The 13,815-nt window shown below is 75.3% G+C and carries 17 protein-coding genes; 4 read left to right on the forward strand and 13 right to left on the reverse strand.

What is annotated here, in order from left to right; translation table 11 throughout:
• Window position 1 precedes the first annotated feature (1 nt).
• Entirely contained in the window at window positions 2-781 is a 780-nt protein-coding gene (locus BM158_RS15520) for an enoyl-CoA hydratase-related protein (protein ID WP_091560870.1), read from the reverse strand.
• A 158-nt stretch (window positions 782-939) separates the two neighbouring features.
• Between BM158_RS15520 and BM158_RS15525 the strand changes: the two genes are divergently transcribed.
• Complete coding sequence (locus tag BM158_RS15525; RefSeq protein ID WP_207506622.1) at window positions 940-2,187, forward strand: MFS transporter; 1,248 nt, start codon at window positions 940-942, stop codon at window positions 2,185-2,187.
• Here BM158_RS15525 and BM158_RS15530 read toward each other — a convergent pair.
• From BM158_RS15530 to BM158_RS15555, 7 genes are all read right to left on the reverse strand, one after another.
• On the reverse strand, window positions 2,091-3,332 hold the full coding sequence (locus BM158_RS15530) for an MBL fold metallo-hydrolase (RefSeq protein ID WP_207506624.1): 1,242 nt from the start codon (window positions 3,330-3,332) through the stop codon (window positions 2,091-2,093). The two genes, BM158_RS15525 and BM158_RS15530, sit on opposite strands and share 97 nt — an antisense overlap.
• A gap of 76 nt (window positions 3,333-3,408) precedes the next feature.
• Window positions 3,409-3,999, reverse strand: a complete 591-nt coding sequence (locus BM158_RS15535; RefSeq protein WP_091560873.1) for a nitrile hydratase subunit alpha — start codon at window positions 3,997-3,999, stop codon at window positions 3,409-3,411.
• Window positions 3,996-4,271, reverse strand: coding sequence for an SH3-like domain-containing protein (locus BM158_RS22815; RefSeq protein WP_341349812.1), 276 nt, complete (start codon window positions 4,269-4,271; stop codon window positions 3,996-3,998). Before BM158_RS22815 ends, BM158_RS15535 begins: the two co-directional genes overlap by 4 nt.
• A complete protein-coding gene (locus BM158_RS22820; protein WP_091560880.1) occupies window positions 4,268-4,549 on the reverse strand; it encodes an SH3-like domain-containing protein in 282 nt (93 codons plus the stop codon). Before BM158_RS22820 ends, BM158_RS22815 begins: the two co-directional genes overlap by 4 nt.
• 10 nt (window positions 4,550-4,559) lie before the next feature.
• Window positions 4,560-4,817, reverse strand: coding sequence for a hypothetical protein (locus BM158_RS21580; protein ID WP_131802064.1), 258 nt, complete (start codon window positions 4,815-4,817; stop codon window positions 4,560-4,562).
• A 187-nt stretch (window positions 4,818-5,004) separates the two neighbouring features.
• Window positions 5,005-5,637, reverse strand: a complete 633-nt coding sequence (locus BM158_RS15550; RefSeq protein ID WP_091560884.1) for an MBL fold metallo-hydrolase — start codon at window positions 5,635-5,637, stop codon at window positions 5,005-5,007.
• Between the two features lie 68 nt (window positions 5,638-5,705).
• Complete coding sequence (locus BM158_RS15555) at window positions 5,706-6,152, reverse strand: DUF5313 family protein (protein WP_091560887.1); 447 nt, start codon at window positions 6,150-6,152, stop codon at window positions 5,706-5,708.
• Window positions 6,153-6,230: 78 nt separating this feature from the next.
• Between BM158_RS15555 and BM158_RS15560 the strand changes: the two genes are divergently transcribed.
• The 3 genes from BM158_RS15560 (at window position 6,231) to BM158_RS15570 (ending at window position 9,074) form a co-directional block, all read left to right on the forward strand.
• Window positions 6,231-6,719 carry a MarR family winged helix-turn-helix transcriptional regulator gene (locus tag BM158_RS15560; RefSeq protein WP_207506626.1) on the forward strand — a complete coding sequence of 163 codons (489 nt, stop codon included), beginning with the start codon at window positions 6,231-6,233 and terminating at the stop codon, window positions 6,717-6,719.
• Window positions 6,720-6,742: 23 nt separating this feature from the next.
• Window positions 6,743-8,161, forward strand: coding sequence for an NAD(P)-binding protein (locus tag BM158_RS15565; RefSeq protein ID WP_091560890.1), 1,419 nt, complete (start codon window positions 6,743-6,745; stop codon window positions 8,159-8,161).
• Between the two features lie 85 nt (window positions 8,162-8,246).
• A complete protein-coding gene (locus BM158_RS15570) occupies window positions 8,247-9,074 on the forward strand; it encodes an IclR family transcriptional regulator domain-containing protein (protein WP_091560894.1) in 828 nt (275 codons plus the stop codon).
• A gap of 39 nt (window positions 9,075-9,113) precedes the next feature.
• On the opposite strand, the gene BM158_RS15575 is transcribed toward BM158_RS15570, so the two are convergent.
• From BM158_RS15575 to BM158_RS15595, 5 genes are read right to left on the reverse strand one after another with little or no spacing between them, the layout of a single operon-like run.
• Window positions 9,114-10,121 carry a branched-chain amino acid ABC transporter permease gene (locus BM158_RS15575; RefSeq protein WP_091560898.1) on the reverse strand — a complete coding sequence of 336 codons (1,008 nt, stop codon included), beginning with the start codon at window positions 10,119-10,121 and terminating at the stop codon, window positions 9,114-9,116.
• Entirely contained in the window at window positions 10,118-10,987 is an 870-nt protein-coding gene (locus BM158_RS15580; RefSeq protein ID WP_091560903.1) for a branched-chain amino acid ABC transporter permease, read from the reverse strand. Before BM158_RS15580 ends, BM158_RS15575 begins: the two co-directional genes overlap by 4 nt.
• A complete protein-coding gene (locus BM158_RS15585) occupies window positions 10,984-11,691 on the reverse strand; it encodes an ABC transporter ATP-binding protein (RefSeq protein ID WP_207506628.1) in 708 nt (235 codons plus the stop codon). The genes BM158_RS15580 and BM158_RS15585 overlap by 4 nt, the downstream gene beginning before the upstream one ends.
• Entirely contained in the window at window positions 11,688-12,446 is a 759-nt protein-coding gene (locus tag BM158_RS15590) for an ABC transporter ATP-binding protein (RefSeq protein ID WP_091560906.1), read from the reverse strand. Before BM158_RS15590 ends, BM158_RS15585 begins: the two co-directional genes overlap by 4 nt.
• A complete protein-coding gene (locus BM158_RS15595) occupies window positions 12,446-13,744 on the reverse strand; it encodes an ABC transporter substrate-binding protein (RefSeq protein ID WP_207506630.1) in 1,299 nt (432 codons plus the stop codon). Before BM158_RS15595 ends, BM158_RS15590 begins: the two co-directional genes overlap by 1 nt.
• Window positions 13,745-13,815: the final 71 nt, after the last annotated feature.

The raw sequence follows: 13,815 nt of genomic DNA on the forward strand, positions 1-13,815 counted from the left end.
GTCAGTCGGTCCAGACCGGACGGCGCTTGTCCAGGAACGCGGCCATGCCCTCCGCGGCGCCGGCCGTCTGGCTGGCCGCGGCCATCGCGTCGACGGCGATGGCGTAGGCGTCGCGCTCGGGGCGGTCGAGCTGGGCGTAGAGGGTGTGCTTGCCCCACGCCTTGCTGGCCCGGGACCCGCGGGTGGCCCGGCCGAGGAGCTCCTCGACGCAGCTGTCGAGCTGGTCGTCGGGGACGACCCGGTTGACCAGGCCCCAGTCCAGGGCGGTCGCGGCGTCCACCGGGTCGCCGGTGAGGGCCAGCTCCATGGCGCGCTTGCGCCCGACGCTGCGCGCGACGGCCACCATCGGGGTGTGGCAGAACCAGCCACCGGCCCCGCCGGGTGCGGCGAACCGGGCCGACTCGGCCGCCACCGCGAGGTCGCAGGTGGCCACCAGCTGGCTGCCGGCGGCGGTGGCCAGCGCGTGCACCCGGGCCAGCACCACCTGGGGCACCTCGTGGATGGTCTGCATGAGCTCGGTGCACAGCAGCAGCAGGCCCCGGACCTCCGACACGGTCTTGCCGGCCACGTCGGCGAAGTCGTGCCCGGCGCTGAACACCGGCCCGTCGGCGGCCAGCACGATGCCCGCGGCGTCGGTCCCGCCGACCTCGCGGAAGGCGTCGAGCAGCTGTCCGAGGTGCTCGCGGGACAGCGCGTTGCGCCGTTCCGGGCGGGCCATGGTGATCCAGGTGGTGGCGCCGCGTCGCTCGATGCGGGGCGCTCCGTCGGTGGTGCTGGTCATCGCGGGGGGCCTTCCTCTGCTCCGGTGCCGGGTGGGCCTGCGACCGGGCCTCGAGGTCGCCCGCGACGGCGCGGGCGGCCCCCGGTGGCCGCTCCGCCACCGTACGGTCCAGGAGCGCCCGGGCACGAGCTCGGCCGCACCGGCCGTCAGGAGGTCCCGTGGTCACCGCACCGGACGTCGAGGCCACCCGCGCCGCGGTGCAGCGCCGGACGCTGACCGTGGTGGTCTGCGCCCAGGTGCTGGGCGGCGCCGGGCTCGCCGCCGGGGTGACCGTGGGCGCCCTGCTCGCCGGCCAGATGCTGGGCACCGACTCCTCGGCCGGCGTCCCGACGGCGCTGTTCACCCTGGGCTCGGCGCTGGCCGCGTTCCTGGTCGGCCGGGTCAGCCAGCGGCGTGGGCGCCGCGCGGGCCTGAGCGCCGGGTTCGCCGTCGGCGGGCTCGGGGCCGCCGGGGTCGTCGTCGCCGCGGCGGTGGACAGCGTGCCGCTGCTGTTCCTGGCGCTGTTCGTCTACGGCTCGGGGACGGCGACCAACCTGCAGGCCCGCTACGCCGGCACCGACCTGGCCGACCCGGCCCGCCGGGGCCGCGCGGTGAGCACCGCGCTGGTGTCGACCACCGCCGGGGCGGTCGCCGGGCCGAACCTGGTGCAGCCGCTGGGCGGGCTGGCCACGGCCTGGGGCCTGCCGGCTCTGGCCGGGCCGTTCCTGCTGGCCGCGGTCGCCTACACCGCCGCCGCGGCGGCCTTCGTGCTGCTCCTGCGCCCGGACCCGCTGCTGTGGGCCCGGCAGCACCCGGTGACGGCCCCCACCGCCCCCGGGGCGGCCGCGGAACCGGCCAGGCCCGCGTCGCTGGCCCGACTCGGCGCGGCGGTCATGGTGCTCACGCAGGTCGCCATGGTCGCGGTGATGACCATGACCCCGGTGCACATGCGCGACCACCAGCACGGCCTCGGCGACGTCGGGCTGGTCATCGGCCTGCACATCGCGGCCATGTACCTGCCCTCCCCCGTCACCGGGTGGCTGGTGGACCGGGTCGGCCGCAGCGCCACCACGGCGGCCGCCGGCGTCGTGCTGGCCGGTTCGGGGGTGGTCGCCGCGCTGGCCCCCGGGGACTCCCTCGGGGCGACGATCCTGGCGCTGGTGCTGCTGGGCCTGGGCTGGAACCTCGGGCTGGTGTCCGGCACGGCGCTGGTCATCGACGGCACGGCGCCGGGGACGCGGGCGCGCACCCAGGGCAGCATCGACGTCCTCATCGCGCTGTCGGGCGCCGCGGCCGGCGTCCTGTCGGGGGTCGTGGTGTCGGCGGCGGGCTACGCCGTGCTTGCGCTGACCGCCTCGGTGCTGGCGGTCGCCGTCCTGCTGGTCGCCCTGGCCGCACGGACCCGCCCAGTCGCACCCGCCCGCTGATCGTCGTCGACCGAACCGACGGCGGTCCACCAGTCCTCGACACCCGGGGGGTCCAGCACGTCGACCCGCCCACCGGGGCGGGGGACGACGACCGGCACCCCGGCGGGCCCGGTGGCGGCGACCAGCCGCCGCACCGGGTCGGCCCAGGGGTGGAAGGCGAGGTTGTAGGTCGCCCAGTGCACCGGCAGCAGCAGCCCGCCGCCGAGGTCGGCGTGCACCTGCACCGTCTCCTCCGGGGTCAGGTGCACCGCCGGCCAGGCCGGGTCGTAGGCGCCGATCGGCAGCACCACGAGGTCGAAGGGCCCCCACAGCTCACCGACGCCGGCGAAGGCCGGCGTGTAGCCGGTGTCCCCGCCGAAGAACACCGCGCGCCGCTCGCCGCGCACCACCCACGAGCTCCACAGGGTGTTGTCCCGGCCGAACCAGCGCCCGGAGAAGTGCCGGGCCTCGGTGCAGACCAGGGTCAGCCCGGCGACCGACGTCTCGCCGTCCCAGTCCAGCTCGACGACCCGTTCCTCGGGCACGCCCCAGCCGCGCAGGTGCTCCCCGACCCCGAGCGGGACGACGAACGGCGCGGTCGTGCGGCGCAGCAGCTCGCGCACCGCGGGCAGGTCGAGGTGGTCGTAGTGGTCGTGCGAGATCAGCACGGCGTCGACCGGCGGCAGCTCGGCCAGCGGCAGCGGCGGGGCGTGCAGGCGGGTGGGCCCGAACAGCGGCGACGGCGAGACCCGCTCGCCCCACACCGGGTCCACCAGCACCCGGCGGCCCTCCACCTCCAGCAGCACCGTCGAGTGGCCCAGCCAGGTGGCCGCGAGCTCGGCGGCCTGCGCCGGGACGTGCGGCCGGACCACCGGCACCGCGCCCAGCGGCCGACCGCGGCCCCGCTCGCGGTGCAGCTGGCGCCGCAGGCCGCCGAGGGCGCTGACCGGGGCGATCACCGGGCCGGGCAGCCGGTTGCGGAAGGCGCCGTCGCGGAACTGGCCCGAGCCCGTCGTCCCCGGCAGGCAGACCCGGCGGCCGGCGCCGATCGCGGCGGGCAGCCCCCAGGTCGCGCGGGCCAGCAGCCCGACGGGGACGGCGGCCAGCGCTGCGGCGCCGGCGGCGACCGCTCGACGGGCCGGGCGGGCGGGAGGGCGCGACGTCACCTCCCCAGTGTCCCGGCCCGTCGCAGGCTCACCGTGCGGCACCCCGCGTGCGGCGGCGCAGGTCCCCGTGTGGCGCTCAGACCAGGGCCGTGCCGATCAGCCCGCGGCGGGTGACGAGCGCGGTCAGCCCGGCCTCGTCGAGGTCGTCGGTGCCCTGCGGACGGCGCGGCAGGACCATGTAGCGCGACTCAGCCGAGGCGTCCCAGACCGCGATGCCGGTCGCCTCGGGCACGGTGACCCCGAACTCGGCCAGCACCGACCGCGGGTCGCGCACGACCCGGGACCGGTAGGCCTCGGACTTGTACCAGCTCGGCGAGGGCCCGAGCAGGGCGATCGGGTAGCAGCTGCACAGCGTGCAGACCAGGACGTTGTGCACGTCGGCGGTGTTGGCCACCACCTTCAGCCGCTGCTCCTGCAGGCCCCCCGCCATGGAGAGCCCGACCTCGGGCAGGGCGGCGTTCGCGTCGGCCAGGAGGCGGTCGCGGAAGCCCGGGTCGACCCAGGCGCGGGCCACCACGCGGGCCCCGTTGGCCGGCGTCCCCCCGGCCGCGAACTCGTCGATGCGCTGGTCGACCTCGCCGGGGGCGAGGAGCCCGCGCTCCTCCAGGAGTGCCTCCACGCGGCGCACCTGCGCGGAGATGGTCGAGCTGTGGTGCTCCCCGCTCATGCCGGTCCCTCCAGGTGGTCGTGCCACAGCTCGACGGTGACGGTGTGCTCGCCGCTGCCGAACAGGTCCGCCGCGCGGAACCGCACGTGGTAGACCGGCTGGGCGGGGACGTCGAGGCCGCGGGCCCGGTCGTCGGCCAGCGGGTGGTGCCCGGCGACCTCGAGGACGGTGCCGGTGACCCCGCGGGCGTAGCGGGGCAGCCGGGTGTGGCCGTCCGGGTCGGCGGTCCGGGTGCGCACCCGGGTGCCGGGCGCGAACGGCGTCGTCGTCACGGGGCCATCTCCTCGGGCGTCAGGACGCCCTTCTCGGCCAGCAGCGTGGTGATCGCGGCGAACCAGCGCTCGTAGTAGGACGAGCCGAGGAACTCGGCGACCGGCAGCCGCTCCTGGGCGTCGCGGAACTCGTCCAGGTTGTAGACGCCGCGCTTGATGAGCGCCCCGTTGAGGGCGAAGACGTGCGCTTCCCAGTCCTCGTGGAACCGGGGCTCGTCCGGTTCCTCCACGACGGGTGGGAACCCGGTCATGCCGCCGACGTCGTTGATCCGGCTCATGGTCGCGACGCTAGCCGTGCACCGACACCCACACCTGCGCCGGGCCGTCGGGGGTGGCGAGCGACCGCGGCGGGTCGGTTCGCACGTAGACGCCGATCCAGCGCGGCCCGTCGTAGACCAGGTAGCGCGAGAGCGAGGCGGTGGCGACCTCGGCCACCGTGCCGTTGCGGGGGCCGCCCTGGTGGGCGACCCGGGTGACCCCCTCCGCCGCTGCCGGGGCCGGATCGCTGCGGGGTGCTGCTGGTGCGGGGTGTGGTGTCGTGGTCATGGTCGCCCTCCGTCGCCGCTGCCTCTGCGGGCCGGGCGCGACCTGCCGCCGGGACCGACGTGGCCCGCCCGGGGCCCTGCCGTTGTCTCGACCACCCCACCCTGCTCCCGGTGCGGGCTCCCCGCCACGCGAGCCCGGCGTGCGCCCGCCCGGCCGGCCCGCGTCCGTCGACCGGCCGACCGCCGCTTCACGAGCTCGGTGCGGACGGTCGCCAGGGCTGGTGGGTGTGGGTGAGCCAGACGGTGTGCGGCTGCAGGGACCGGACGAGCCGCTGCCCCTCGTCCTCGGGCTCGTCGAGCTGGCCGTGCCAGACCGCGGTGTCCCCGCAGACCACGGTCACCCCCTCGGCGTCCTCGACCACCACGACCTGGGAACCCGGGGTGTGCCCCGGCGCGGGCAGCAGGCGCAGCCCGGGCAGCAGCTCGACCTCCCCGTCGGCCGGCTCGTACCGGGCACCCGGGAAGTCCACCCACTCCCGGATGGTGTGGCTGTCGGGCCCGCGGGCGTCGTCGAGCTCGCGCTGCTGCACGTGGATGGGGACACCGGGGAAGAGGCGGTTCCCCCCGCAGTGGTCGACGTGCAGGTGCGTGTTGACCACCAGGTCGACGCCCGCCAGGTCCAGCCCTGCCGGTCCGTGCCACGGCAGCACGCGGGGGGCCATGTCGGCCACCAGGGGGTGCAGCTCCTCGAGGCCCGTGTCGACGAGCACCCGCACGCCGCGGTGCTCGACGAGGTGGGCGTAGACGGGCATGGTCTCCCCCTCCACGGCCAGTTCGGCCACCAGGACGGGCGTGACCGTGGTGCCGGGCGTTGCGCTCATCTCGTTCCTCCTCGCCGACGGGCATCGAGGTGATGACCCGCGCGACGGGCGGAAGTCATCGGGCGGAGCTACCGGTCGCCGGCCCGCTGCTGGTACCGGGCGGCCCGGCGCTGCGCCGCGGCGCGCTTGCGCATGCTCTCCTCGCGCTGCCGGACGATGCTGGCCGCCTCGCGGGCCCGCACCGCCGTCCCGGGGGCGTAGCCGGCCTTGATGACGCGCTGCTCGGTGGTCTCGGCCATGTAGGCGAGGGAGAAGATCAGCCCCAGGAAGATGCCCCCGCCGACCACGGCCAGGCGCAGGGCCCAGCCGGCCGGGACGAGGGCCAGCACCAGCGCGGTCGGGATCGCCATCTGGACCAGCGCCCGGGCGACGTGCCGCACACCCCAGGTGCGCGTGGTGGTGTCGTGCAGCACCCAGCTGCGGTGCCGGGCCGGCAGCCCGCCACCGAGGGCGTACCAGAGCCAGCGGTGCACGGGCGGGCGCACCCGGCCGGTACCGCCGTCCTGCTCGGTCATCGTCTCCCCCTCCGGGCGGTTCCGGCGCCAGCCTACGCCGATGCTTGGTGCACCAAGCATCGGCGTACCGTGATCCCGGTGACCAGTGAGGACGGCGCCCGGCTGCCCGAGGGCGAGGACCTGCTGGCCCTGGACCGGCAGGTCTGCTTCGCCCTCTCGGTGGCGGCCCGCAACGTCGTCGCGGTCTACCGGCCGGTGCTCGAGCCGCTGGGCCTGACCCACCCGCAGTACCTGGTGATGCTCGCGCTCTGGGAGCACCGGCGACTGGCCGCCAAGGACCTCGCCCGCCTCCTGCAGCTGGACCCCGGGACCCTCACGCCGCTGCTCAAACGGCTCGAGGCCGCCGACCTCGTGCGCCGCGACCGCGACCCGGACGACCAGCGCACCCTGGCCCTCACCCTGACCGAGAAGGGCCTGGCTCTGCGGGCGCAGGCCGAGCGGATCCCCGGCGGGGTCGTGGCCCGGCTCGGCATGCCGGTCGAGGACCTGGTGGCGCTCCAGGCCGCGCTGACCGAGGTCATCGCGGCCTCGCAGCGCGCCCTCGCGTCCGGGGACCCCGCAGCCTGACGCAGCCCCGCTGGCGTGCGGGGATGCTGGAGACCGACTACCTCGTCGTCGGCGCCGGGGCCACCGGCCTGGCCTTCGTCGACACCCTGCTGGCCGAGACCGACGACGTGCACGTCACCCTCGTCGACCGGCACGCAGCACCCGGCGGGCACTGGGTCGACGCCTACCCCTTCGTGACGCTGCGCCAGCCGTCGGCGTTCTACGGCGTCGGGTCCCTCGAGCTCGGCACCCGGCGCATCGACACCGCCGGGCTGGACCAGGGCATGTTCGAGCTGGCGTCGGGGGCGGAGATCACCGCCTACTACGACCGGGTGGTGCGAACGGTGCTGCTGCCCACCGGCCGGGTCACCCACCACCCGTTGACCGAGCACCGGGCCGACCCGGACGGCGGCCACCGGATCACCTCGCTGCTGTCGGGGACCACCACCGAGGTGCAGGTGCGCCGCAAGCTGGTGGACACGACGTACAGCAGCCCCTCGGTGCCCTCGACCCACCGGCCGCGGTTCACGGTGGGCGACGACGTCGCGCTGGTGACGCCGAACGACCTGCCCCGCCTGCCGGCCGGCCCGCACCGGTTCGTCGTGCTCGGCGGCGGCAAGACCGCGATGGACACCTGCACCTGGCTGCTGCAGCACGGCGTGGACCCCGCCGGCGTCACCTGGGTCGTGCCGCGCGACTCCTGGCTGATCAACCGGGTCACCACCCAGCCCGGTGCGCAGTTCACCGAGGCGATCGGCGGGCAGGCCGACCAGCTCGAGGCGCTGGCCACGGCCACCGACGTCGAGGACCTCTCCGACCGGCTCGAGCGGTGCGGGGTGCTCACCCGCATCGACCGCGACCGGCGGCCGGGCATGTTCCACCTCGCCACGGTGGCCCCCGGTGAGGTCGAGCTGCTGCGGCAGGTGCACGACGTCGTCCGCCTCGGGCGGGTGCGCGAGCTGCACGCCGACCGCATGGTGCTCGACGGCGGCGAGGTGCCGGTCCCGGACGGCGCGGTGGTCGTGGACTGCACCGCCTCCGCGGTCGAGCCGCGGCCGGTGCAACCGGTCTTCCAGGGCGCCACGGTGGTGCCGCAGATGCTCCGGCTGCCGCAGCCGGCCTTCAGCGCCGCGCTCACCGGCTGGGTCGAGGCCCACCACGGCGACGACGAGCAGCTGCAGAACGACCTCTGCACGCCGGTCCCGTTCCCGCACGCCCTCGACGACTACCCGGCGACGATGCTGGCCACGATGCTCAACCAGCACCGGTGGAGCCAGCACCCCGAGCTGCGCCGGTGGATCCGGGCCAGCCGGCTGGACGGGTTCGGCGCGGTGATCGCCGGTGCCGACCGCGACGACCCGGCGCAGCAGGCGGTCCTGGCCCGGCTGCGGCAGCACGCCCCCGCCGCGGTGGCCAACCTGAGCAGGCTGGCCACCGCCCGCCCAGCGCCGGATCCGGGGTGACCGAGGGGTGATGATCGGCCCGCCGGGTGCCCGGTCTCCCCTAGACTGGCCGGGTCCGTCGTCACGAGCACCGGGAGGGGACCCCATGGTCAGCGCGCAGACCGCGCCCGGTGCGGCCACGGTGACGGCGCTCCCCCGGGCCGGCGACCCGGACACGGGCCAGGAGTACGTGCGCGCCCTCGACCGCGGGCTGGCGGTCATCCGGGCCTTCGACGAGGCGCACCCGCGGCGCACCCTGGCCGACGTCGCCCGGGCGGTCGGGCTCGCCCCGGCCACGGCCCGCCGCCTGCTGCACACCCTGCAGTCGCTGGACTACGTCAGCACCGACGGCCAGACCTGGTCGCTGCGCCCCCGGCTGCTCGAGCTGGGTGCGGCCTACCTGTCCACCACCACGGTGTGGGACGTCGTCCGCGAGCGTCTCGAGCGCCTGGCCGGCGAGGTCGCGGAGACCGCGTCCGCGGGCGTGCTGGAGGACTCCCACGTCCTCTACACCGTGCGGGTGCCCTACCGGCGGATCATGACGATGAACGTCGAGGTGGGCAGCCGCATCCCCGCGCACGCCAGCTCGATGGGCCGGGTGCTGCTGGCCGACCTGGACGACGCCGAGCTCGACGCCTGGCTGGAGCGCACCTCGCTCGACCCGGTCACCGCCCGCACGGTGCGCTCCGCCGGCGAGCTGCGCGACCTGGTCCTCCAGGTGCGCGAGCAGGGCTGGTCGTTCATGGACCAGGAGCTGGAGGCGGGCGTGCAGTGCGTCGCCGCCCCGGTGCACAGCGCCGACGGCCGGGTGCTGGCGGCCATCACGCTGTCCTCGCACACCTCGCGCATCGAGGCCGAGCAGATGACCGGGCACTTCCTGCCGGCGCTGCTGCGCGCCGCGGCCGACATCGACCAGGACCTCAGCCGCCGCTGACCCGTCGGCCGGCCGGGCACGGCCGGCCGACGGGGGTGCTCAGCCCACCCGGTAGCCGGTCGGGAACAGGTCGACCCGGCCGCGGGTGAGCCCCCACAGGCCCTTCGGCGCCAGCAGCGTGACCGCGATCGCCACGACGCCCACCACGACGAGGTACCAGTTGCCGAGGTCGGCCAGGGTGTCCTGCAGGGCGTAGAAGACCAGCGCGCCGATGACCGGGCCCTCGATGGTGCCGATCCCGCCGATCACCACGATGAAGATCATCATCGCGGAGTAGTCGACGGAGAAGATCGACCCGGGCTGCACCCGCAGGGTGTTGGCCACGATCATCGCCCCGGCCAGACCGCAGCCGGCGGCGGCGACGACGTAGACGACCCGCTTGGCCCGGGTCACCCCGATGCCCAGGGACCCGGCCGCGGTCGGCTCGTCCCGGATGGCGGTGAGCGCCAGGCCCAGCCGGGAGCGCATGAGCAGGTACACCCCGCCGACCACCAGCACGACGATGCCCAGCGACATCCAGTACACGTAGGCGATCCGGTACGTGGGGTCGATGCCGGCGAACCCGGTCAGCGACGCACCCGACCCGGCCCCCAGGGCGTCGACCTGGGTGACCAGCAGCCGGACCACCTCGGCGATGACCCAGGTGCCGATGGCGAAGTAGCCGCCGTTGAGCCGGAAGGCCAGGTAGGAGGTCGGCCAGGCCAGCAGCGCGCAGACCACCGCGGCGACCGGGACGGCGAGGAACGGGTCGACGCCCACGGTGGAGGCCAGGTAGACCAGGCCGTAGCCGCCGACGCCGATGTAGGCCTGCTGGCCGATGGAGACCATGCCGCCGTAGCCGGCGAGCAGGTTCCACATGGTGCCCAGCACGACCAGGCTGAACAGCCCGACGAGGCTGACCTGGGTGCCGCGGGTGGTCAGGAAGGGCAGGTAGCCCAGCACGGCGACGACCACGACGGCCAGCCCGGCGCCCACCCAGGCGGTGCGCCCGCCGCGGCGCACGCGCGGGGCGGCGACCGGTGCGCGGTCGGTGCGGGTGGTGGTCATGCGGTCACCGCCGAGGGCAGCAGCCCGCGCGGGCGGGTGGCCAGGACGACCAGGAAGACGACGTGCCCGGCGAGCACGCCGTAGGCCGGGTCGACGGCCGCGCCGAGGGCCTGGGCGACCCCGAGGACGACGCCGCCGAGCAGCGTGCCCCACAGCGAGCCCAGCCCCCCGATGACGACGGCCTCGAAGGCGAAGATCAGCGTGGTGCCGCCCGCGGAGGGGTCGAAGGTGCTGCGCGCGCCGAGGAACACCCCCGCGATCGCCACGGTCGCCAGCGCGATCGCGGTGGCCACGGCGTACAGGTGCCGCCCGTCGATGCCCATGAGGGCCGCGGCGTCCCGGTCGTCGCTGGTGGCCCGCATCGCCCGGCCGGTGGCCGTGCGCGCCAGGAACTGCCCGATGGCGGCGATGACCAGGACGCCGACCACGGCGGCCAGCAGCGGGAAGACCCCGATCGCCAGCCCGTCGCCCAGCCGGATGCTGGCCGTGCCGAGGTCCCCGACGTCCAGCCGGCGGCTGTCGGCGGAGAAGGCCTCGAGCAGGGCGTTCTGCAGCACGATCGCCAGGCCGAAGGTGACCAGCAGCGGGGCCAGTTCACCGCCGCCCAGCGCGCGGTTGAGCAGGCCGCGCTGCAGCCCGTACCCCACGGCGGCCATGACCGGGACGACGACCAGCAGCGCCAGGAACGGGTGCAGGCCGAGGGTGTCGCCCAGCACGTAGGCGCCGAACGCGGCGAGCACGGCGAGCACGCCGTGGGCGAGGTTGACGATGCGCATGACGCCGAAGACCAGGGACAGCCCGGCGGCGACCAGCGCGTACAGACCGCCCAGCAGGATGCCCTGCACGACGGCGTTGACCCAGCTCATGCGCTCACCCCGAAGTAGGCGGCCGACAGCGCGGCCATGTCCACCGACGCCGCCGGGCCCTCGAGCACCGTGCGGCCCTCCAGCAGGCACTGCACCCGGTCGGCCACGGCCAGCGCCTGGTGCACGTCCTGCTCGACCACCAGCACCGTGGTGCCCTGCTCGGTGATGGTGGGCAGTGCTGCGTAGAGCTGGCCCACCACGACCGGGGCCAGGCCGAGGGAGACCTCGTCGAGCAGCAGCAGCTCGGGGTTGGCCATCAGCGCCCGGCCGATGGCCACCGCCTGCTGCTCACCGCCCGAGAGGTTCGCCGCCGGCCGGGCCCGCCGCTCGGACACCAGGGGGAACAGCTCGTACACCCGCGCCAGCCCCCACGGCCCCGGGCGCCCGGAGTGCGCGCCGACCAGCAGGTTCTCCTCCACCGTCAGGCTCGGGAACAGCCGGCGCCCCTCCGGGCTCATCGCGATGCCGCGGCCGACCCGCCGGTGCGCGGGCACGCCGCGCAACGACGTGCCCTGCAGACGGACGTCGCCCCGGGCCGGGCGCAGCACCCCGGCGACCGTCTTGAGCAGGGTGGACTTGCCGCCGCCGTTGGCGCCGATGACGGCCAGGGTCTCGCCCTGCGCGACGGTGACGGTGAGCCCGAACAGGGCCTGCACGTCGCCGTAGAACACGTCGACCTCGTCGACCTCCAGCAGGGGGGTCACGCGCTCTCCTCCAGGCCAGGGTCGTCGCCGGCGATGGTGGAGCCGAGGTAGACCTCGACCACCTTCGGGTCGGCGAGCACCTCGTGGGGGTCCCCGACGGCGAGCACCTCGCCGTAGGTCAGGCACATCAGCCGGGTGACGACGGCGACCAGCGCGTGCACCACGTGCTCGATCCACACCACGGCGACGCCCTCGCGGCCCAGCTGCCGCACGGTCTCCACCAGGGCCGGGACCTCGGCCTCGGTGAGCCCGCCGGCGATCTCGTCCAGCAGCACCAGCCGCGGGTTGGTCGCCAGCGCCCGGGCCAGCTCCAGCCGCTTGCGGTCCAGCAGCCGCAGCGTCCCGGCCGTGGTGTCGGCCTGGCCGTCCAGCCCGGCGGTGACGAGTGCCGCGTAGGCGGCGTCGGCCGCCGCGCGGCCGCGCAGGCCGGCCCCGAAGGACGCGGCCACCAGCGCGTTCTCGAACACCGTCATGCCGCCGAAGGGCCGGGGCACCTGGTAGCTGCGCCCGATGCCGCTCCGGCACCGGGCAGCAGCACCGGTGCGGGTGACGTCCTCGCCGTCGAGGACCACCCGCCCGCCGTCGGCCGGGAGGACCCCGGCGACGACGTTGAGCAGCGTGGACTTGCCGGCGCCGTTGGGGCCGACGACACCGAACGCCTCACCGGGGGCGAGCGAGAAGGAGACGTCGTGCAGGACCGTCAGCTTCCCGAACCGCTTGCCGACCCCGGCGACCTCCAGCAGGGGTGCGGTCATCAGCCGAGCGGCTCGACGGTGCCGGCGGTCGGGATCTCCGGGGCCTCGGAGTTGCTGACGATGACCAGGTCGAAGGGGTGCTCGCCGCCGTCGGTGGCCCGCCACTGCCCGCCGACCAGCGGGGTCTTGGCCACGTTGGGCACCGGGCCCGAGGTCCAGTCCAGGTCGCCGACGATGGTCGACACCTGCAGCGAGGACAGCGCGTCGACCACGGCCTGGCCGTCGGTGCTGTCGGCCTGGGTCAGCGCGGCGACCGCCACCTCGAACATGGCGTGCACGAAGCCGACGGGCTGGGTCCACTGCCGCCCGGTCCCCGACTCGTAGGCGTCGGCGAGCTCCTGGGCCGACTGCCCGGTCAGCGAGCTGGTGAAGGGGTGCTGCGGGCTCCACCAGACCTCGGTGGCCAGGCCGTCGGCGGAGTCGCCGATCGCCTCGACGGCCGAGGGGAACAGCAGGGCCTTGGCCACGGTGGCGATGCGGGGGGTGAACCCCTGCTGCTGGGCCTGCTGCCAGAAGGTGGCGAAGTCCGGCGGGATCGGCACGCCGAGCAGGATCTGCGCGTCGGCGGCCTGGAAGGCCGAGATCTGGGCGCTGTAGTCCTGGGTGCCGTTCTCGTACAGGCCGGGGTCGGTGATGGTGTAGCCGTTCTCGCCCACGACGCCGGGGAAGTCGGCGGACCAGGCGTTGCCGTCGGGGTCGTTGGGCCACAGGGCCGCGGCCTGCTGGTTGGTGTCGACCTGGCTCCACATGTCCTGGTAGACCGCCTCGACGTCCTCCAGGCCCCAGAAGAAGTGGTAGGTCCAGTCGAAGGAGTCGCCCTCCGATGCCCCGCGCCCGAAGAAGTAGGGCTGCCAGGGCGCGACGGAGGTGATGCAGGGGACGCCGTTGGCCTCGCACTGGTCGGCCACCGGGTTGACCGTGTCGGGGGTGGACGCCGCGAGGATGAGGTCGGCGCCGTCGTCGTTGATCAGCTCCGCGGCGACCTCGCCGGCGCGGACCGAGTCCGACTGGGTGTCCTTGACGACGATCTCGACGTCGTAGGTCGTGCCGCCGAGCTCGAGCGGGTTGTCGGCGAAGTAGTCGGTCATCTGGTCGACCACGAAGCTGTCCGCCTCGCCGAAGGCGGCCAGCGCGCCGGTCTGCGGGGTGACGTAGCCGATGGTCAGGGTGTCGCCGTCGCCACCACCGCCGTCGGCCTCCCCGAGACCACCGCCGCAGGCGGTGAGGGCCAGCAGACCCACCCCGGCGAGGGCGACCACCCTGCTGGTGGTGGGGCGGGCGAGCGTACGACGGTCCACGGGTACTCCCAGTGTATTCGCTAGACGAACGGGCGTGCGCAGAGCGGTCGCAGTGAAGTACGCCACGCTCT

Source organism: Klenkia taihuensis, from assembly GCF_900112525.1.
Classification (GTDB): domain Bacteria; phylum Actinomycetota; class Actinomycetes; order Mycobacteriales; family Geodermatophilaceae; genus Klenkia; species Klenkia taihuensis.